The following is a 20,391-nucleotide window of genomic DNA, read 5'->3' as shown; positions in this document are numbered from 1 at the left end:
CATCATTGCATCATTTTAGCTTGGGCGCTTACGGTTGCGCGTTGCATTACCACGGCGTGGCATGCTGGTACGCCGAGGGTGTCCCCCTGAGCGAGCGCGATTACGGCGCTTAGGTATAGGCAGATCGTTTAGCAGTGCATCACTGTTATATTTGCTGACAGGTATCTGGTGCTGGATATATTCTTCAATGCCCGGTAAGTTCAGCACATACTCTTCACATGCCAGACTAATGGAGTATCCACTTTCTCCAGCACGACCTGTCCGGCCAATCCGGTGGACATAATCTTCACAGTCATCCGGTAGATCATAGTTAAATACGTGTGTTACAGATGAGATATGTAGCCCACGAGCGGCAACATCAGTGGCAACCAGAATGTCCAGATTGCCCTGACTGAATTCCTCAAGAATACGCAGGCGTTTTTTCTGCGCTACATCACCGGTCAGCAGACCAACACGATGACCGTCGGCAGCCAAATGAGCCCAGATATCTTCACAGCGGTGCTTGGTATTGGCAAAAATGATGCAGCGATCAGGCCATTCTTCTTCTAGCAGAGTCTGTAGCAGACGCATTTTTTCTTCATTGGAAGGATAAAATAGCTCTTCCTGGATACGGTGTCCTGTTTTTTGCAGAGGTTCTACTTCCACATACTCAGGATTATTCATCTGTTCAAAAGCCAGTTCACGTACTCGGTAAGACAAAGTTGCAGAAAACAGCAAATTCATTCTTTCTGCGGCAATAGGGAGTCGGCGGAACAACCAGCGAATATCTTTGATAAAGCCCAAGTCATACATGCGATCAGCTTCATCAAGCACAACAACCTGAATGGCACCAAGATGGATATGGCCCTGTTTTGTGTAATCGATCAGGCGTCCTGTTGTGCCAACTACGATATCGACGCCAGCTGCCAGTACCTTCAGCTGCTTATCATAGCCATCGCCGCCGTAGGCAAGACCCATTTTCAACCCAGTGACTTTTGCCAATCCTTCTGCGTCGGAGTATATCTGAACTGCCAATTCGCGGGTAGGTGCCATAATCAGCGCTCTTGGCTGATTGGTTTTATGCTCTTTTGACGCAGGATGGGTCAATAAATAATTAAAAGTAGATGCCAGAAATGCCAGCGTCTTGCCCGTTCCGGTTTGTGCTTGCCCCGCAACATCTCGGCCTTCGACAGTAAAAGGCAATGTCAGCGCCTGTATCGGCGTGCAGTTGGAAAACCCATTTTTATCAAGGGCTTCTAATACTTTGGGGTGCAATGTGAAGTCGGAAAACTTCTTTTCTGTCAAATGTGTTTTGCTCATAGTGAGGTAGAATATCAGTTAACTATTGCTTTAAGAAAGTGTATCCGCTGAAATAAAGACACCCTTTGTTGATCAATGTACACTTACACTGTAAAAGATTTTACTCTTGGAGCAAAAAATGAATACAAATATTATCCATCTAACTGATGCTGGTTTTGAAAATGATGTACTGAAAGCAGAAGGCCCTGTTCTCGTTGATTTCTGGGCTGAATGGTGTGGCCCTTGCAAAATGATTGCCCCTATTCTGGATGAAATTTCAGCAGAATACGCAGGAAAACTAACGATTGGCAAGCTGAACGTTGATGATAACCCAGCAACAGCCCCAGAATACGGTATTCGTGGTATCCCAACACTGATTCTGTTTAAAGGTGGTGAGAAGGTTGCAGTAAAAGTGGGGGCTTTGTCAAAAACTCAACTGAAAGAGTTTTTGGAACCACACCTCTAATTTAGAGGCAGGTCACAGGAATTACGGGCGTTTAGCGTATGAGGTGATTTATCCGATTGACCGCTAGACGTCTGCTACGAAGCGTGGTAAGTTAGCAACCATGTGCTTATATGAAGCTTCGCTTGAGTGAATTCTTTATTTGATATTCTGCTATAAAGAGTTGACATTAAGCGTGTTGCATACTAAACAATCTGTAGTGTCTGATAAATCTGTTATCTCTGGGTCCACCTGAAGTATCTGATGGCATATCGCATTTGGTAAAATTTCTGAGTTTATATACGAGTAATCCAGTATATAGCTTAGTACACCCATAGCGTTCTAATGCTGAACATCTTTAAGCAGAGTGTTTTTATCCTAGGCATTTTTATATTGAGTCTTCACATATTCGATATAAAATTCGTTTACGATGTTTGTGTTAAAAAACGTTTATGTTAAAAGTGTCTATGCTGAATGTGTATGCTGAAATAGTGACCACTGTTATAACCTTATAATAGTGTCTGCATTATAGAATTGTATTTACATTATAGATAGTTATAACATATGGCACATAGATAGACATAGATAGACATAGATAGTTAGAAGACATAGAGTTAGACGACATAGATAGTGAAAAGATAGTTATAAACAGTACTCATACCGAGATAATGTTTACGCTGAGATAGTTCCCATATTGAAATTAACCATGTTTCGCTATTACCTCAGTCGTGTTTTGACAGTTTGTCAGCCTTATTTTGAAATCAATCTGAGTACTTCAAGCTATTGCCTTGTAATATAATTTAGTATGTTAGAAGGTTTTATTCGTTTCTGGTACAAATAAACAGGCACCGATAACGCTGCCATACCATTCACGTTCATAGTTCGAGATATACCCCGAGTTAAAGAACCCACCATTATGAATCTTACCGAATTAAAGAATACGCCGGTATCTGAGTTGATTACTCTCGGCGAAAATATGGGGCTGGAAAATCTGGCTCGTATGCGTAAACAGGACATCATTTTTTCTATTCTCAAACAGCATGCGAAAAGCGGAGAGGATATTTTCGGAGATGGTGTGCTGGAGATATTGCAGGATGGATTTGGTTTCCTCCGCTCCGCAGACAGTTCTTACCTTGCTGGCCCCGATGATATCTATGTTTCTCCTAGCCAAATCCGCCGTTTTAACCTCCGTACCGGTGATACCATTTCAGGGAAAATCCGCCCACCAAAAGAAGGTGAACGCTATTTTGCCCTGCTGAAAGTTAATGAAGTTAACTTTGACAAACCTGAAAACGCCCGCAGTAAAATCCTGTTTGAAAACTTGACTCCACTTCATGCTAACAACCGCTTGCGGATGGAACGTGGTAATGGATCTACTGAAGATTTAACAGCCCGTGTTCTGGATCTGGCAGCTCCGATTGGTCGTGGTCAGCGTGGCCTGATTGTTGCTCCACCAAAAGCGGGTAAGACCATGTTGCTGCAAAATATTGCAGCTAACATTGCCCACAACTACCCAGATTGCGTTTTGATGGTTTTGCTGATTGATGAGCGTCCAGAAGAAGTAACCGAAATGCAGCGTCTGGTAAAAGGTGAAGTCATTGCCTCAACCTTTGATGAACCCGCTTCCCGTCACGTTCAAGTGGCTGAAATGGTTATCGAGAAAGCGAAACGCCTGGTTGAACACAAGAAAGACGTTATTATCCTGCTGGACTCCATTACCCGTCTGGCTCGTGCATATAACACCGTGGTTCCTGCTTCCGGCAAGGTTTTGACCGGTGGTGTGGATGCGAATGCCCTGCATCGCCCAAAACGTTTCTTTGGTGCCGCACGTAACGTTGAAGAAGGCGGTAGCCTGACCATCATCGCGACGGCGTTGGTTGATACTGGCTCCAAGATGGATGAAGTTATTTACGAAGAATTTAAAGGTACAGGTAACATGGAATTGCACCTGTCCCGTAAGATCGCTGAAAAACGTGTTTTCCCAGCCATTGATTACAACCGCTCTGGGACACGTAAAGAAGAGTTGCTCACTACACAGGATGAGCTACAGAAGATGTGGATTTTACGTAAGATCATTCATCCGATGGGTGAAATTGATGCGATGGAATTCCTTATCAACAAACTGGCTATGACAAAAACAAACGAAGAATTCTTCGACTTTATGAAACGCTCATAGTTTTTTAAGATTGATAACCTCATAATAATTAGTACTCATTTCACTAAAACGCCACATTTTTGTGGCGTTTTTTTTACTGCTTACTTACTCTATTTGCCTAAAATGGTACATTTTTTGCATTGTATTCGAATGATTAGATGCATTTTTCCTAACCGAGAACTTGATAATTATGGATCATGTTTTACAGGTGCATGATCCATTTAATTGATTTTATGAGTCAGGACGCCTTGTTTTATTAACAGGGAGCTTATGGATTCGGTGTCGCGTGGGACATCCATGAGTATATGAATAATAGATGCCCATCATTATTTTTATAGAGAGTTGTTATTGTGAACATTCCCAGTATGAGTGCCGAAATTTTTTACGTATTTATATTCTCATTTGTATTTTTGTTTGTGGCTCGTAAGGCAGCAAAAAAAATCGGTCTGGTTGATAAACCTAATTACCGTAAGCATCATCATGGCTTAGTTCCTCTGGTGGGAGGGATATCTGTTTTTTTTGGTATTTGTTTCGCATTTTTTATTACGAAAGAGTTTATACCTCATAAATGGCTGTATTTGGCTTGTGCAGGAATATTAGTTCTTATCGGAGCCTTGGATGATCGTTTTGATATCAGCGTGAAGATTCGGGCAACCATTCAGGCTTTAATTGGTATCAGTATGATGTATTTTGCTGGGCTGAAGCTTGATAGCTTGGGACACACATTCGGGCCGTGGGAAATGTCACTGGGGCCATTCAGCTATGTTGTGACTCTATTCGCTGTCTGGGCCGCCATCAATGCTTTCAACATGGTAGATGGTATTGATGGGTTGTTGGGCGGGTTATCTTGTGTCTCTTTCGGTGCGTTGGGCATTTTGTTGTACGGAAGTGGCAATATGGCGTTGGCATTTTGGTGTTTTGCATTTATAGCAGGGATTTTGCCTTATATCTTCCTTAATCTTGGAATATTAGGAAAACGTTTCAAGGTATTTATGGGCGATGCGGGAAGTACCTTAATCGGCTTTACTATTATTTGGTTATTGACTGAAGCGACACAAGGAAAAAATCCATCTATTCGTCCTGTGACAGCGCTATGGATTATTGGAATTCCATTGATGGACATGGTTGCTATTATGTACCGTCGATTGCGCAAGGGGATGAGTCCATTTTCTCCGGACCGCCAGCATATCCATCATTTGATTATGCGTGCTGGGTTTACCTCTCGTCAGGCATTTATTTTGATCACTTTGGCTGCGGCTTTATTGGCATCAATTGGAATTATTGTTGAACGGTTGATTTTTGTCCCTGAATGGGTGATGTTGGCATTATTCTTGCTTGCATTTATGTTATATGGCTATTGCATCAAACGAGCATGGCGGGTAGCCCGTTTTATCAAACGGTGTAAACGCCGTCTTCGCCGGGCAGCAAGCCATCATTAAAATCATCGATTATCAAAGGGGTTTTGTGCAGTGATAAATTCAGAAACGAAATCTAAACAGGATCAACCTGCTATAGAGCATGAGCTGGATATTCGGGCACTGTGTTATGCTTTGTGGCGTGGGAAGATATGGATTATCGCACTGGCAATGATTTTCGCTGCTGTCGCTCTGGCTGCATCTTATTTGATGCAGCAAAAATGGAGCGCAACCGCTATTGTGAATTTACCGACAACCAATAACTTGGGTAGCTATTATTCGCAACAACAATTTTTGCGTAATTTAGACACTCATATCAATGCTTCGCCAGAGGCGCAATTACCGACCATTCCAGATGGTGCGTACAAAGAATTCATGACTCAGGTTTCGGCATATGATACCCGTCGTGAATTCTGGCTTCATTCTGACTACTACAAGCAGCGCAAGGAAGGGCGTGTCAAAGCGGATACCGTATTGTTGGAAGAATTGATCAACGATATTAAAATCACGCATAGCGATGATAAAACATCGCTAAATGACAGTATCAAATTGACAGCAGAAACCGCAGCCGACGCCAATCGACTTCTGCGTCAGTATATTGCATTTGCCAACCAACGAGCGAGCAATCACCTGAACAACGAAATTAAAGGTGCATGGGCGACGCGTGCCCAGTCAATGAAAGCGTTGGTTAAACGTCAGGAGATAGTGGCACAGGCGATGTACAATCGTGAATTGAATGTCTTGCAGCAGTCTCTGAAAGTGGCTGAGAAACAGGGGATTCACCGTAATCAATCCGATACGCTCATTGAAGAGCTTCCTAAATCCAAAATGTTTATGCTGGGGACGTCATTGTTACAAGCCCAAATTGAAACTTTGGAAGCCATAGGCCCTAATTACGGTATCGATTATGATCAAAATATTGCGATGCTGGCTACACTGAATTTCGGTCCGACTTTGCAAGATTCTTTCCTGACTTACCGTTATCTTAGAACGCCGGAGGAACCAGTCAACCGAGACAGTCCTCGCCGTGCGTTCATGATGATTTTATGGGGAGCCGTTGGCTCGTTGGTTGGTGCAGGTGTCGCTTTGGTAAGGCGTCCGCGCTCCGTAAGCTCATATAAATAACGGTATGTAAATAATTTATCGTTTTTTCAGGGAAATCCCTTTTCTTGGAAGTAGCCGCAATGATTGACAAAATAAGAGAGTCACTGTGAAAGTGTTGACTGTGTTTGGTACCCGGCCGGAAGCCATTAAAATGGCCCCGTTGGTACATGCATTGGCTATGGATGCTACTTTTGAAGCAAAAGTGTGTGTCACAGCCCAGCATAGGGAAATGCTGGATCAGGTGTTGCATCTGTTTGGGATAACGCCGGACTTTGATCTTAACATCATGCAAAAAGGGCAGGATCTGACGGATATTACATGCCGAATCCTGCAAGGCATAAAGCCTGTATTGGAAGAGTTCAAACCAGATGTGGTGTTGGTGCATGGAGACACCACAACGACCATGGCAACTAGTCTGGCCGCCTTCTACCAGCATATTCCGGTAGGCCATGTTGAAGCGGGTTTAAGAACCGGAGATCTTTATTCTCCATGGCCGGAAGAGGCCAACCGCAAGATTGCCGGACACTTGGCGATGTACCATTTTGCCCCGACGGAAAATTCTCGGAACAACCTCTTAAAAGAATCCATTGCGGAAAACCGTATTTTTGTTACAGGGAATACGGTTATTGATGCTCTGCTAACGGTACGTGATCGCATCATAAATGATGAAACCATGTATGAGCAGCTTGCTGAGCTTTACCCTTTCCTTAACCCAAATAAAAAAATGATTTTGGTGACAGGTCACCGCCGAGAAAGTTTTGGTAAAGGGTTTGAACGCATTTGTGAAGCCTTGGCACAGATTGCCAGAGCTCATCCTGATGTTCAGGTGGTTTATCCTGTCCATTTAAACCCGAATGTCAGTGAACCAGTTAAGCGCATTTTGCATGACATTGATAACGTTATTTTGATCAAACCACAGGACTATCTGCCATTCGTCTATTTGATGAATCATGCCTATTTGATCTTGACCGATTCAGGAGGAATTCAGGAAGAAGCGCCTTCTCTGGGAAAACCGGTTTTGGTCATGCGCAATACCACTGAGCGACCTGAAGCTGTTGATGCGGGAATAGTGCGATTGGTGGGAACAGAAACACAAACTATTGTTGCGGAAGTTACGCGTCTATTGACGGATGTTAACGCCTATCAACAAATGAGCCATGCCCATAACCCTTATGGTGACGGGCAGGCTTGCCAGCGAATTCTGGAAGCATTGAAAAAAAATCGGGTGACATTATGAGTTTTGAAACAATTTCTGTTATCGGCTTGGGTTATATCGGTTTACCCACCGCAGCGGCATTCGCCTCCCGCAAAAAGACGGTTATTGGTGTGGATGTTAATCAACATGCGGTAGAAACGATTAACCGTGGCTCAATTCATATCGTTGAACCTGATTTAGATAAAGTAGTAAAAGTCGCAGTAGAAGATGGTTTTCTGCACGCAGTGACTGTTCCCCAAACAGCGGATGCCTTCTTGATTGCTGTCCCTACTCCTTTCAAAGGAGAACATGAACCAGACATGGCTTATGTACGTTCTGCGGCGGAATCAATAGCACCTGTCCTGAAAAAAGGCGATTTGATTATTTTGGAATCCACCTCTCCCGTAGGTGCGACAGAGCAGATGGCAGAATGGTTAGCAGTGACACGCCCTGATCTCTCATTCCCACAACAATCGGGTGAAAACTCAGATATCGATATTGCTTATTGTCCTGAGCGTGTTTTGCCGGGGCAAGTGATGGTGGAACTGATCAAAAATGATCGTGTGGTAGGAGGCATGACCGCCAAATCCTCCCGCAGGGCAAGTGAGCTGTACAAGATTTTCCTTGAAGGTGAATGTGTTATCACTAATGCCAGAACAGCGGAAATGTGCAAACTGACAGAAAACAGTTTCCGTGATGTCAATATTGCTTTTGCTAACGAGCTTTCCTTGATTTGTGCTGAACAGGGAATCAATGTGTGGGAACTGATCAGTCTGGCAAACCGCCATCCACGTGTAAACATTCTGCAACCCGGCCCCGGTGTCGGAGGACATTGCATTGCAGTTGATCCGTGGTTTATCGTGTCCCAGAACCCTGAACAGTCCCGTTTAATTCATACTGCGCGTTTAGTGAATGATGGTAAGCCACTGTGGGTAGTCGATCAGGTGAAAGCCGCAGTAGCTGATTGTTTGGCTGAGAGTGGCAAACGGGCGAATGAGATTAAAATTGCCTGTTTTGGCTTGGCCTTCAAACCGAATATTGATGATTTGCGTGAAAGCCCAGCGGTTCATATTACAAAAATGGTTGCACAGTGGCATGCAGGGCAGACTATCGCAGTTGAACCCAATGTGCGTGAGCTACCTAATTCACTAAAAGATTTGGTGGAATTGATGGATGTGAATCAGGCATTAGAAGCAGCTGACGTTGTATTGATGCTGGTGGATCATAGCCAGTTTAAAACCATTCATGGTTCTGCAATAAAACAAAAATGTGTTGTTGATACAAAAGGAGTTTGGCGTTGAAACGTATTCTTATTACTGGTGGGGCAGGTTTTATCGGCTCTGCGGTCGTTCGTCACATTATTAACCAGACTGAAGATAGCGTCGTTGTCGTTGATAGCCTGACTTATGCCGGCAATCTTGAATCACTGGCTTCGGTTGCCAACCACCCCCGCTATGAGTTTGAACAGGTTGATATCTGCCAGCGTGATGCCTTGGATCACGTGTTCCAGCAATATCAACCGGATGCAGTCATGCATCTGGCCGCAGAAAGCCATGTTGACCGTTCCATTGACGGGCCTGCGGCTTTTATCGAAACCAATATCATTGGTACTTATACTTTGCTGGAAGCAGCACGCGCATTTTGGCAACAGTTGGATCAAGAAAAACAGGCCAAATTCCGCTTCCATCATATTTCAACAGACGAAGTGTATGGCGATCTGCACGGTGAAGAGGGATTCTTTACTGAAACCACACCTTATGCGCCGAGCAGCCCTTATTCAGCATCGAAAGCGTCCAGTGATCATCTGGTCAGAGCATGGCTGCGTACCTATGGCTTGCCGACCGTAATCACCAATTGCTCGAATAACTACGGGCCTTATCATTTCCCAGAAAAACTGATCCCTTTGATTATCCTGAATGCGCTGGCAGGCAAACCCTTGCCGGTCTATGGCAAGGGTGAGCAAATTCGTGACTGGCTGTATGTGGAAGATCATGCGCGGGCGTTGTATTTAGTCGTTACCAAGGCGGAACCCGGTAAAACCTATAATATTGGTGGTCATAATGAGCGCCGAAATATTGAGGTTGTGGAAACGATTTGTGAATTGCTGGAAGAATTTTGTACTCAAAAAATGTGCCCTGAAAAGCCAGCAGGTGTCTCGCATTACCGTGATTTGATTACTTATGTGACAGATCGGCCAGGGCACGATATGCGTTATGCAATTGATGCGGCGAAAATTGAGCGCGAACTGGGTTGGACGCCACAGGAAACATTCGAATCCGGCATTCGCAAAACCGTGCAATGGTATCTGGAAAATGAGAGTTGGTGGCGCAGAGTCCAAGATGGCTCTTATGCAGGGGAGCGACTAGGACTCAGCAATGAATAAGCCCGTCAGGGGGAGCAGATGAAAGGAATTATACTGGCCGGGGGTTCTGGCACCCGCTTGTATCCAATAACGCGTGGTGTATCAAAGCAGTTATTACCGATTTATGACAAGCCGATGATTTACTATCCGCTGTCAGTTTTAATGCTGTCGGGAATACGCGATATTTTGATTATCTCAACACCGGAAGATTTACCTGCTTTTAAGCGATTGCTGGGCAGTGGTGAACAATTTGGTATCCATCTTAGCTATGCAGAACAGCCTTCACCCGACGGTCTGGCACAGGCATTTTTGATTGGAGAAGCGTTCATCGGCAATGATACTTGTTGTCTGGTTCTGGGTGACAATATCTTTTTTGGTCAAGCGTTCAGCCCGAAACTGCAAAATGTATCAGCCCGGGAAACAGGAGCGACAGTCTTCGGCTACCAAGTGATGGACCCGGAACGATTTGGTGTCGTGGCATTTGACGAGCAATATCGGGTACTTTCCATTGAAGAAAAACCTGTACAGCCTAAATCCAATTGGGCGGTGACGGGTCTCTATTTTTACGACAACAAAGTCGTGGATTTCGCCAAACAAGTAAAACCTTCTGCCCGTGGCGAACTGGAAATCACCAGTATCAACCAGATGTATCTGGAATGTGGTGAATTGAATGTTGAATTATTGGGGCGTGGTTTTGCTTGGTTAGATACGGGTACTCATGACAGCCTGATTGAAGCCAGTACTTTTGTTCAGACCGTCGAAAAACGACAAGGTTTCAAAATTGCCTGTCTGGAAGAGATCGCATGGCGCAATGATTGGCTCAGTGATGAGCAGTTAAAAGCGGCGTCGGCAGACTTGGCGAAAACAGGTTACGGCAAATATCTCATGGATTTGCTCAATGTCTATTCACGCGAACCTTGAACCACTGGCTTGGGATAGCCATTTTTTTGGCTTGTCCACTGCTCGCCTGAGTTTTTCGCCAGAATCGGCAGAGTTGACGGCTGCCGATTTGGACCAATATGCATTGGTGCAAGCCAAGGTGGCTACCCAACAAACGATCATTATTGATGAACTGTCTGCCTTGGGATTTTCTTTAGTTGAAGGTGAAGTCGATTTACTGTTATCGATTGAGGCGGGAGATATTTCTGGCATTCATACGGGTAAAGAACTCATACAATTACTTTCTGCAAAAAAAGAAGATATCCCCGTATTGAAGGCCGTGGCTGCTCGTGTATTTACGGCCAGCCGTTTCCGGGCACCTTGGTATCAACCGGATGACAGCGGGCGATTTTATGCTGCTTGGGTTGAAAAAGCTGTTTTGGGTACGTTTGATCATGAATGCCTACTTATCAACGATGAACACGATCAAATAGCGGGTTTTGTCACTTTAAGAGACATGGGTAACGGCGAGGCGCGCATTGGTTTATTGGCTGCTGTACCAGGCAAACATCATCAAGGGATTGGAAAAAAATTAATGTCGGCGGCGCAACAGTGGTGTCAGAACCATCAGATACAACGGCTGAGAGTGGCTACACAAGTCAGCAATATCACTGCCTTGCGTCTTTATACACGTAGTGGTGCCCTCATTGAGAGCACTGCATATTGGTTATACAGAGGACGAAATGATTCCATTTAACAAACCACCCGTAGTCGGCACTGAACTTGAATACATGCAACAGGCGATGGCCAGCGGAAAATTATGTGGTGATGGTGAATTTACCAAACGTTGTGAAGCATGGATGGAGCAGCGCTTTCACTGCCCGAAGGTATTGCTGACACCATCTTGTACGGCTTCATTGGAGATGGCGGCCATGCTGCTGGATATCCAGCCGGGTGACGAAGTCATCATGCCGAGCTACACCTTTGTTTCGACCTCTAATGCTTTTGTTCTGCGTGGTGCCACCATTGTGTTTGTGGATATTCGTCCTGATACCATGAACATTGATGAGAACAAAATTGAAGCCGCCATTACAGAGAAAACCCGTGCTATCGTACCCGTGCATTATGCGGGTGTGGCTTGTGAAATGGATATCATTATGGCACTGGCGAAAAAATATAACCTATATGTAGTGGAAGATGCAGCGCAAGGCGTTATGTCCACTTATAAAGGCCGGGCTCTGGGCACGATTGGGCATATTGGTTGTTTCAGTTTCCATGAAACGAAAAACTATTCGGCTGGTGGTGAAGGTGGTGCGACATTAATCAATGATAAGTCCATGATCGCCCGCGCTGAAGTCATTCGGGAGAAAGGCACTAACCGCAGCCAATTTTTCCGAGGGCAAGTGGATAAATATACTTGGCGCGATATCGGTTCCAGCTACCTACTGTCTGACTTGCAAGCGGCTTACCTGTGGGGACAACTGGAAATTGCTGAAGAAATCAACCAGCGCCGTCTAACCCTGTGGAATAACTACTATCAAGCCCTGAAACCGCTGGCAGACGCCGGATATTTGTCTTTGCCAATTGTCCCGGAAGATTTAGAACACAACGCCCATATGTTCTATATCAAGCTCAAAGATGTGGAAGAACGCAGCACATTCAACCGCTACATGAAAGAGAATGGCATCCTCAGCGTATTCCACTACGTGGCATTGCATACCAGCCCAGCGGGTGAGAAATGTGGCCGTTTCCACGGCGAAGATCGCTTTACGACCAGCGAAAGTGACCGTTTAGTTCGCTTGCCGATGTTCTACAACATCACTGATGCAGAACAGAAAGTCGTTATCGATCGTATCAAGGAATTTTTCGCCTGACATGTCACTTGCCAAAGCTTCTGTTTGGACAGCAAGCTCCACACTGATCAAAATTGGTGTGGGGTTGCTGGTCATTAAACTTCTGGCGGTGTCTTTTGGCCCAACTGGTGTTGGGCAAGCAGGTAATTTCCGCCAACTCATTACCGTACTGGGTGTGCTCTCTGGTGCGGGTATTTTTAATGGCGTCACTAAATATGTGGCGGAACACCACCAGCAACCGGAAAGACTCAGGGCGATATTGGGCACATCGTCCTCAATGATTATTGGTTTCTCGACCTTACTGGCAGTGATTTTCCTCTTGTTCAGTGAGGCCATCAGTATTGGCCTGTTTGGTCACAACCATTACAAAACTGTTGTGCAGATGCTCGCATTTATTCAAATGGGCATCGCTTATGCCAACTATTTTCTGGCTATCTTGAAAGGGTTCAGGGATGCTAAGGGAAATGCGTTGGCAGTTATTTTGGGGAGCCTGACGGGCGTAATTGCCTATGGTTTCTGCTATTGGCTGGGAGGCTACGAAGGCGCATTGGCAGGTTTGGCGCTGGTGCCTGCATTAGTGGTTTTACCTGCCGGGTTGATGATACTGCACCATAAGGCCATCACATTTTCTGCCCTGAAACCTATGTGGGATCGTGCGATTGCCAGCGATCTGGGCAAATTTACCCTTATGGCATTGCTGACCTCCATTACATTGCCTGTCGCTTATATCATGATGCGAAATTTGCTGGCAGCGCGTTATAGCTGGGAAGACGTTGGGATTTGGCAGGGAGCGAGCAGTATTTCGGATGCTTATTTACAATTTATTACCGCTTCCTTCACTGTCTATCTATTGCCGACTCTTTCTCGTTTGGAGAGTAAGCAAGATATTACCAGCGAAATTATAAAGGCCCTGAAATTTGTCTTGCCCACTGTGGCTGTTGCCAGCTTTTCTGTCTGGCTGCTGCGTGATTTTGTTATTTGGCTGTTGTTTTCAGACAAATTCATCGCTATGCGGGATCTGTTTGCGTGGCAGTTAGTAGGCGATGTGTTGAAAGTTGGCGCTTATGTTTTTGGTTATCTAGTGATAGCGAAAGCTGCACTGCGTTTTTATGTATTGACTGAAGTGAGCCAATTTCTTTTACTGACGGGTTTCTCTCATTGGCTGATACCCGCAAATGGAGCCTTGGGGGCTGCACAGTCATATATGGCAACTTACATTGTTTATTTCATTCTTTGTTGTAGCGTATTTATTATTTATCGCAGGCGAGCATGACAACCCTAATTCACGTTTTGGGATCGGATATCCCACATCACAATCAAACGTTACTGCGTTTCTTTAATGACGTCTTGGCAAAGGAAATACACTTTCCCGCCAAACCGTGTTTTATGCTGGTGTCCAAAGACCATACATGGCTATCTAATTACCCTAATCTGGCTATTTCTCTTTATCACAGCAAATCTGCTTTATCACAGGCGGTGATAGAGAAAGCGAAGGCTAACAGAACGGTTCGTTTTTTTTTCCACGGGCAGTTTAATGCGGCTTTATGGTTGGCTTTATTAGTGGGGAAAATTAAGCGACACCAATTTTTGTGGCATGTTTGGGGGGCTGATTTATATGAAGAATCCCGCCAACTGAAATTCCGTTTGTTCTATCTGTTCCGTCGCTTGGCACAGAAGCGGGTAGGGCATATTTTTGCCACGAGCGGCGATCTCCGGCACTTTTTCCAGCATTGCCCCCGACATTGTGTGTCACGTTCAAATCAGGGCAAGCCTGATGTGCCATCATCATTACTCTATTTTCCGACCCGGATGGATTCTGCGTTGACGGTCACGGAAAAAACATTGTCACCGGAAGGAATTACCATCCTATTGGGGAATTCAGGGGACCAATCCAACCGCCATATTGAAGCCTTGCATAAGATCCATCGCCAGTTTGGTGATGAGGTGAGAGTGATTATTCCAATGGGCTATCCTGACAATAACCAAGCCTATATTCAAAGTGTGGAGCAAACTGCATTGTCGTTGTTTCCAGTGCAAAACGTCCGTATTTTGAAAGATAAATTGGCATTTGATGAATACTTATCACTATTGCGCCAATGTGATTTAGGGTATTTCATTTTCAAACGTCAGCAGGGTATTGGTACACTTTGTCTGTTGGTTCAATTTGCTATTCCGTTTGTTCTGAGCCGCCAAAATCCCTTCTGGCATGATTTAACAGAACAGCAAATCCCTGTTCTGTTTGAAGGTGATGAACTCAATAAACACTGGGTGCAGGAAGCACAGCGCCAGATGCTATCCCTCGATAAAAAGGCGATTGCTTTTTTTGACCCTAATTTCATTGAGGGGTGGAAAACTGCCCTATCGGATGCATCTGGAGAGTATCAATGACCCTGACACAATTCGGTGGGCTTTTCGTTGTTTATATGATCTCACTGGTCTTTATCCTGACTTTGACGTATCAAGAGTTTCGGCGTGTCCGTTTTAACTTTAATGTTTTTTTCTCACTGTTGTACTTGCTGACATTCTATTTTGGTTTTCCATTAACCAGTCTATTGGTATTTCAGTTTGATGTGCAGGTTGTGCCTGTCGATTCATTGCTGTATGCAATGTTGGCCTCTGGCTGTTTTTATGCCATTTACTATGTGGCTTATAAAACACGCCTCACTTATAAAACGCGGCCCAGAGATAATATAAAACCTGAAACCTTAATGATGACTTCGCCGAGTAAGCCCTCATTCACCATGAACCGGGTGGAAACGAATCTGATGTGGCTGTTGCTCGCGGGTATTGCTATCGTTACGGTAGGTTCGTTCTTTATGCAGAACGGCTTCTTATTGTTTAAGTTGCAGTCTTATAGCCAGATATTTTCCAGTAAAGTTTCCGGTGTAGCACTCAAGCGATTCTTTTATTTTTTCATCCCCGCCATGTTGGTGGTCTTTTTCCTGAAACCGACCAAAGTACGATGGCTGTGCTTTTTGGTGGGGACAGTCGGGTTTGGCATCCTGACTTATGTGATAGTTGGGGGAACACGAGCTAACATTATTATTGCGTTTGCATTGTTTCTGTTTATCGGGATTGTCCGTGGCTGGATCACTCTGTGGATGCTGTTTGCAGCGGGTGTGATGGGAATTGTCGGTATGTTCTGGCTGGCGTTAAAGCGCTACAGCTTGGATGTGAGCGGAGCGGAAGCATTTTATACGTTCTTGTATCTCACGCGGGATACTTTCTCACCGTGGGAAAATTTGGCTCTGCTGCTGGATAATTACAGCAAAATAGATTTTCAGGGGCTGGCTCCGATTATCCGTGATTTTTATGTTTTTATCCCCAGCTGGGTATGGCCGGACAGACCCAATCTGGTCTGGAATACAGCTAACTATTTCACATGGGATGTATTGAATAACCACTCTGGCCTTGCGATTTCACCAACACTGATTGGTTCTCTTGTCGTTATGGGGGGCGTATTCTTTATCCCTCTGGGCGCGATAGCCGTCGGCTTTATTATCAAATGGTTTGATTGGATTTATGAAGCAGGAAAACAGGAAACCAATCGCTATAAGGCAGCAATTTTGCAGGCTTTCTGTTTTGGCGCGATCTTTAACATGATTGTCCTCGCCCGTGAAGGCGTCGATTCTTTTGTTTCTCGGGTTGTGTTCTTTTGTATTGTTTTTGGCCTGTGTCTGGTCGCGGCGAAATTGCTGTATTGGCTGTTTGAAAGTGCCGGGCTGATTCGAAAGTTTGTGGTCAGTAATTTGGCTACTGCGCGAAAAACACCTGTTATTTTGGATGTAAGGAAAAAAAATGGCGTTGAGTAACATTCCCAAATACCGCATTCGTGGCCTCAGTATCTGGGGATTCCGTGGTATGCCGCATTTCCTCGACCACCTTTTCCAAGATGGGCAGGTAAAAACAGGTACATTGGTCGCGATTAACGCAGAAAAAGTTCTCACGGCAGAGAAAGACAATGCGCTGAACGTGTTGCTGGATGAAGCTGAATACTTATATGCCGATGGCATCAGTATCGTACGTGCCATCCGCCGCAAATACCCTGATACGGATGTATCGCGTATTGCGGGTGCTGATTTGTGGGAAGCCCTTATGGAACGGGCTGGACGTGAAGATACGTCGGTCTTTCTGGTAGGCGGAAAACCTGATGTTTTGGCACAGACAGAGAGCAAATTGCGTACCCAGTGGAACGTCAATATCGTAGGCAGTCAAGATGGGTATTTTACGCCAGAAACGCGTGATGAGGTGTTTGAGCGGATCCATGCCAGTGGTGCTGAAATTATTACTGTCGCAATGGGATCTCCCAAACAGGAAATCTTTATGCGCGATTGCCGCAAAGTGCATCCAGATGCATTGTATATGGGCGTTGGAGGAACTTATGATGTCTTCACCGGGCAAGTTAAACGTGCACCGAAAGTCTGGCAGAATCTAGGCTTAGAGTGGTTGTATCGCTTGCTCTCTCAGCCAAGCCGCATTCGTAGACAGATCAGGCTATTGAGATTTCTTGGCTACTATTATGGCGGCAAGTTGTAATCTTGTAACGCTTCTGTCTTATACCTATCCTACTGCGTTTACCTGCTGCATTGAACATAACATATGCTATTTATGTGCAGCGGGTTTATGCCCCTTTTTTATGCATGCCTGATAGATTTTCACGTCTAATAAATTGCTGGCAGTTTTTATTGTGTTTTTTGCTTGCCAATGGCTTGCTGTTTGGCTATTTGTTCTCAAATCTCATTTGGCAAAAACGTGAAATAACCATCTTGTTGTATGCTTGAAAAGTAGTCATGATGGGGTTGTTCTCTTCAACTGCGATGTTAAATAAAACAGACATCAACTCAATTTTATAATTTTTTATTTCACTGATTGGCAAAACGTGTTTTGATCCCAGCCTTTTTTACAACGATTGATTATCAATTCCTGTATTTTTTCTGTTTGTAAATATAGACATCATAAAAGTGGATAGGGAGTTTTATGAGTGATTCAAAACAGAGCCTGCAAAGGGGACTTGAGGCACGTCATATTGAGCTGATTGCGCTGGGTGGCACAATCGGCGTAGGGTTGTTCATGGGTTCAGCCAGCACTTTGAAATGGGCCGGTCCTTCTGTTTTGCTGGCTTACATTATTGCTGGGCTTTTTGTCTTTTTCATCATGCGTTCCATGGGAGAAATGTTGTTTCTTGAACCTGTAACGGGTTCATTTGCTGCTTTTGGACATAAGTACCTAAGCCCGTATTGGGGATACCTAACAGCATGGGGTTACTGGTTTATGTGGGTTTCTGTGGGAATCTCAGAGATCACTGCCGTGGGCGTCTATGCTGAATTCTGGTTCCCGGAATTGCCTCAATGGATCCCAGCACTGGTCGCGGTTGGATTGGTTGCCTTGGCGAATTTGGCGGCGGTAAGGCTGTATGGTGAGTTGGAGTTTTGGTTTGCCATGATTAAAGTCACAACGATTATTGTGATGATTCTGATTGGTATCGGATTGATTTTCTTCGGTTTGGGCAATGACTGGCAACCTATTGGTTTAGATAACCTGACCTCACATGGCGGCTTCTTTTCTGGTGGGTGGAAAGGCTTTTTATTTGCCCTCTGTATTGTTGTTGCTTCTTATCAAGGTGTAGAGCTGGTTGGTATTACCGCCGGTGAAGCGAAAAATCCACAAGTTACTCTCAAAAAAGCGATCAATAATATTTTGTGGCGTATCCTGATTTTTTATGTTGGTGCCATTTTTATTGTTGTGACGTTGTTTCCGTGGACAGAAATAGGATCACATGGCAGCCCGTTTGTGATGATTTTTGCTAAAGTCGGCATTGTCTCTGCGGCTGCGGTGATTAACTTTGTTGTGCTGACTGCTGCGCTTTCAGGATGTAACAGTGGCATGTACAGCGGTGGCAGAATGCTGTATGCCTTGGCGCAGAACCGTCAATTGCCTGCTTCATTGCTGAAGTTGTCGAAAAATGGTGTGCCAGTAAGATGTATTGCAATTACCATTGGTTGTTTGATTGCGGGTTCCAGCCTGAATTACCTGATACCAAATCCGAAAGCAGTATTTGTTTACGTTTATAGTGCCAGTGTTTTGCCCGGCATGGTACCGTGGTTTGTGATTCTGGTCAGTCAGTTGAATTTCCGTAAGCATCACGAGGAAGCACTGAAGCAACATCGGTTTAAGTCGATCTTGTTCCCATATATCAATTACCTGACATTGATTTTCCTCTGCTGTGTATTGGTGGGGATGGCAATTAACCCAGACACACGTCTTTCACTGATAGTCGGGGGAGCATTTTTGCTGATCGTGTCATCAATTTATTGGTTGAATAAATTGTTTTCGCGAAAAAAATCAATCTAGTTTTATTGGCTCAGTTTTAATCAATAAAATTGTTTGTGGCAGTATTGCGGTGGAAATGTGCTGTCTTTATCAACTAAGTGAGCAAGGCGTAATCAATCGCATCATTTCTTTAAAAAAAGCACTGGACAGTACGACATTAAATCCGTACTATCCTCCACCGCAACGGCGTTAAGCGCCCGTAGCTCAGCTGGATAGAGCGCTGCCCTCCGGAGGCAGAGGTCTCAGGTTCGAATCCTGTCGGGCGCGCCATTTAAAGCGTGCAAGAGCAGTGACAATGAGTTATCGTGGTCAATATCATTGTTGTAAAATTTTATTGCTGTAAAACATAGCAGTATGTAAAAAGATAGCTGTTATGGTGGCTATAGCTCAGTTGGTAGAGCCCTGGATTGTGATTCCAGTCGTCGCGAGTTCGAGTCTCGTTAGCCACCCCATCTTTTTTATGAAACGCGAGGGTGGCGGAATTGGTAGACGCGCTAGCTTCAGGTGTTAGTGTCCTTACGGACGTGGGGGTTCAAGTCCCCCCCTTCGCACCATAAAAGAGATTAAAGATATATTTCGGCGAGTAGCGCAGCTTGGTAGCGCAACTGGTTTGGGACCAGTGGGTCGGAGGTTCGAATCCTCTCTCGCCGACCAAATTCTGAGAAAACCCCGCAATAGCGGGGTTTTTTCTTTTTAGTTTCTTTCTAATTTCTTTTCACTTTTTCTTCTTGTCTTCTTACTTTTTTCTTCTCTCTACTTTTTCTACTGATAAAAAATTTCCTTTTTATTTCTTGTTGGTTTCTATTTGGTTTTTTAACATAAAATCGAATGTTATCGCCTTTGTTAGAGTATTAACTTTATGTTTTTAAATAAATTTTTATATTGATGTTGTATATCAACGACAAATCATATCCTTTGGTGTCTCAAAAAGGAGACATATAATGATATGATTTATAATATATATTCTTTAGTGGCTCAAAGAGCGTCTCAAATGAGAGACGGTATTTTTAACAATATTTGGTGAAAGTTAAACTATCTATTATGAAAAGTCAGTTAAACCCTAGGTAAAGGAAGTTTAACCTGATTAAAAAAGTTGGCATGCAAAATGCATTATTAAAATTGTAGATACTCATCCCACTTGTTATGACAGCGTATGACTTCATAAACCTAGGGATGATGTAGAGCTGATTGTCAGTGCCTATGGTCCACGTTATAGATGAGTAAGCATCCCTGTCTTTTCATCGCAAACCGGACACAACGTTGAGTGAGGCACTATCCGTCTGTAGACCTGATTGTATTTATACACCTGTCTTTTTTGACAGGTGTTTTTTTTGTATATAGAAAACCCCCAGCTAGGCTGGGGGTTCCGTAGAGCTGT

At 44.4% G+C, this 20,391-nt stretch carries 16 protein-coding genes and 4 tRNA genes; 19 read left to right on the top strand and 1 reads right to left on the bottom strand.

All coding sequences use genetic code 11. The features are described from left to right. Positions 1 to 15: 15 nt before the first annotated feature. Positions 16 to 1,299 (bottom strand): ATP-dependent RNA helicase RhlB, encoded by a 1,284-nt coding sequence (rhlB, locus tag PSI14_RS16915; protein ID WP_273577022.1) that lies wholly within the window; start codon positions 1,297 to 1,299, stop codon positions 16 to 18. Positions 1,300 to 1,417: 118 nt separating this feature from the next. Between rhlB and trxA the strand changes: the two genes are divergently transcribed. The 19 genes from trxA to PSI14_RS16820 all read left to right on the top strand — a co-directional run bounded on the left by trxA (position 1,418) and on the right by PSI14_RS16820 (position 19,667). Continuing rightward, positions 1,418 to 1,744: a thioredoxin TrxA gene (gene trxA / locus PSI14_RS16910; RefSeq protein WP_273577021.1), complete on the top strand. Its 327-nt coding sequence runs from the start codon at positions 1,418 to 1,420 to the stop codon at positions 1,742 to 1,744. A gap of 892 nt (positions 1,745 to 2,636) precedes the next feature. Then, a complete protein-coding gene (rho, locus tag PSI14_RS16905) occupies positions 2,637 to 3,896 on the top strand; it encodes a transcription termination factor Rho (protein ID WP_010845326.1) in 1,260 nt (419 codons plus the stop codon). Positions 3,897 to 4,225: 329 nt separating this feature from the next. Next, the gene (gene wecA, locus PSI14_RS16900; RefSeq protein WP_273577019.1) at positions 4,226 to 5,314 is read left to right on the top strand and encodes a UDP-N-acetylglucosamine--undecaprenyl-phosphate N-acetylglucosaminephosphotransferase; all 1,089 of its coding nucleotides are present in this window, start codon (positions 4,226 to 4,228) and stop codon (positions 5,312 to 5,314) included. Positions 5,315 to 5,344: 30 nt separating this feature from the next. Further along, positions 5,345 to 6,415 carry an ECA polysaccharide chain length modulation protein gene (gene wzzE / locus PSI14_RS16895; protein ID WP_273577017.1) on the top strand — a complete coding sequence of 357 codons (1,071 nt, stop codon included), beginning with the start codon at positions 5,345 to 5,347 and terminating at the stop codon, positions 6,413 to 6,415. A gap of 85 nt (positions 6,416 to 6,500) precedes the next feature. Further along, positions 6,501 to 7,631 carry a non-hydrolyzing UDP-N-acetylglucosamine 2-epimerase gene (gene wecB, locus PSI14_RS16890; protein WP_273577016.1) on the top strand — a complete coding sequence of 377 codons (1,131 nt, stop codon included), beginning with the start codon at positions 6,501 to 6,503 and terminating at the stop codon, positions 7,629 to 7,631. Next, positions 7,628 to 8,890: a UDP-N-acetyl-D-mannosamine dehydrogenase gene (wecC, locus tag PSI14_RS16885; protein ID WP_273577015.1), complete on the top strand. Its 1,263-nt coding sequence runs from the start codon at positions 7,628 to 7,630 to the stop codon at positions 8,888 to 8,890. Before wecB ends, wecC begins: the two co-directional genes overlap by 4 nt. Beyond that, complete coding sequence (gene rffG, locus PSI14_RS16880) at positions 8,887 to 9,972, top strand: dTDP-glucose 4,6-dehydratase (RefSeq protein ID WP_273577013.1); 1,086 nt, start codon at positions 8,887 to 8,889, stop codon at positions 9,970 to 9,972. The genes wecC and rffG overlap by 4 nt, the downstream gene beginning before the upstream one ends. An 18-nt stretch (positions 9,973 to 9,990) precedes the next feature. Next, on the top strand, positions 9,991 to 10,872 hold the full coding sequence (gene rfbA / locus PSI14_RS16875) for a glucose-1-phosphate thymidylyltransferase RfbA (RefSeq protein WP_273577011.1): 882 nt from the start codon (positions 9,991 to 9,993) through the stop codon (positions 10,870 to 10,872). Then, positions 10,850 to 11,587, top strand: coding sequence for a dTDP-4-amino-4,6-dideoxy-D-galactose acyltransferase (rffC, locus tag PSI14_RS16870; protein WP_273577009.1), 738 nt, complete (start codon positions 10,850 to 10,852; stop codon positions 11,585 to 11,587). Before rfbA ends, rffC begins: the two co-directional genes overlap by 23 nt. Beyond that, positions 11,574 to 12,704, top strand: a complete 1,131-nt coding sequence (gene rffA, locus PSI14_RS16865; protein WP_273577007.1) for a dTDP-4-amino-4,6-dideoxygalactose transaminase — start codon at positions 11,574 to 11,576, stop codon at positions 12,702 to 12,704. The genes rffC and rffA overlap by 14 nt, the downstream gene beginning before the upstream one ends. Before the next feature lies 1 nt (position 12,705). Then, positions 12,706 to 13,956: a lipid III flippase WzxE gene (gene wzxE, locus PSI14_RS16860; protein ID WP_273577005.1), complete on the top strand. Its 1,251-nt coding sequence runs from the start codon at positions 12,706 to 12,708 to the stop codon at positions 13,954 to 13,956. Next, positions 13,953 to 15,071 carry a TDP-N-acetylfucosamine:lipid II N-acetylfucosaminyltransferase gene (locus PSI14_RS16855; RefSeq protein WP_273577004.1) on the top strand — a complete coding sequence of 373 codons (1,119 nt, stop codon included), beginning with the start codon at positions 13,953 to 13,955 and terminating at the stop codon, positions 15,069 to 15,071. The genes wzxE and PSI14_RS16855 overlap by 4 nt, the downstream gene beginning before the upstream one ends. Next, positions 15,068 to 16,495 (top strand): ECA oligosaccharide polymerase, encoded by a 1,428-nt coding sequence (gene wzyE, locus PSI14_RS16850; protein WP_273577003.1) that lies wholly within the window; start codon positions 15,068 to 15,070, stop codon positions 16,493 to 16,495. The genes PSI14_RS16855 and wzyE overlap by 4 nt, the downstream gene beginning before the upstream one ends. After that, on the top strand, positions 16,482 to 17,219 hold the full coding sequence (gene wecG / locus PSI14_RS16845) for a lipopolysaccharide N-acetylmannosaminouronosyltransferase (RefSeq protein WP_273577002.1): 738 nt from the start codon (positions 16,482 to 16,484) through the stop codon (positions 17,217 to 17,219). Before wzyE ends, wecG begins: the two co-directional genes overlap by 14 nt. Positions 17,220 to 17,660: 441 nt before the next feature. After that, a complete protein-coding gene (thrP, locus tag PSI14_RS16840) occupies positions 17,661 to 19,034 on the top strand; it encodes a bifunctional threonine/serine APC transporter ThrP (RefSeq protein WP_273577001.1) in 1,374 nt (457 codons plus the stop codon). 172 nt (positions 19,035 to 19,206) lie between these two features. Further along, a tRNA-Arg gene (locus PSI14_RS16835) sits at positions 19,207 to 19,283 on the top strand. A gap of 106 nt (positions 19,284 to 19,389) precedes the next feature. After that, positions 19,390 to 19,465: transfer RNA gene (locus PSI14_RS16830), tRNA-His, on the top strand. Positions 19,466 to 19,480: 15 nt separating this feature from the next. Continuing rightward, positions 19,481 to 19,567 (top strand) — tRNA-Leu (locus PSI14_RS16825). 23 nt (positions 19,568 to 19,590) lie between these two features. Beyond that, a tRNA-Pro gene (locus PSI14_RS16820) sits at positions 19,591 to 19,667 on the top strand. Positions 19,668 to 20,391 lie beyond the last annotated feature (724 nt).

The sequence above is a fragment of the Xenorhabdus anantnagensis genome (assembly GCF_028598555.1).
GTDB lineage: Bacteria > Pseudomonadota > Gammaproteobacteria > Enterobacterales > Enterobacteriaceae > Xenorhabdus > Xenorhabdus anantnagensis.
Note: the sequence above shows the minus strand (reverse complement) of the source record. Positions and strands in the feature narration are given on the sequence as shown.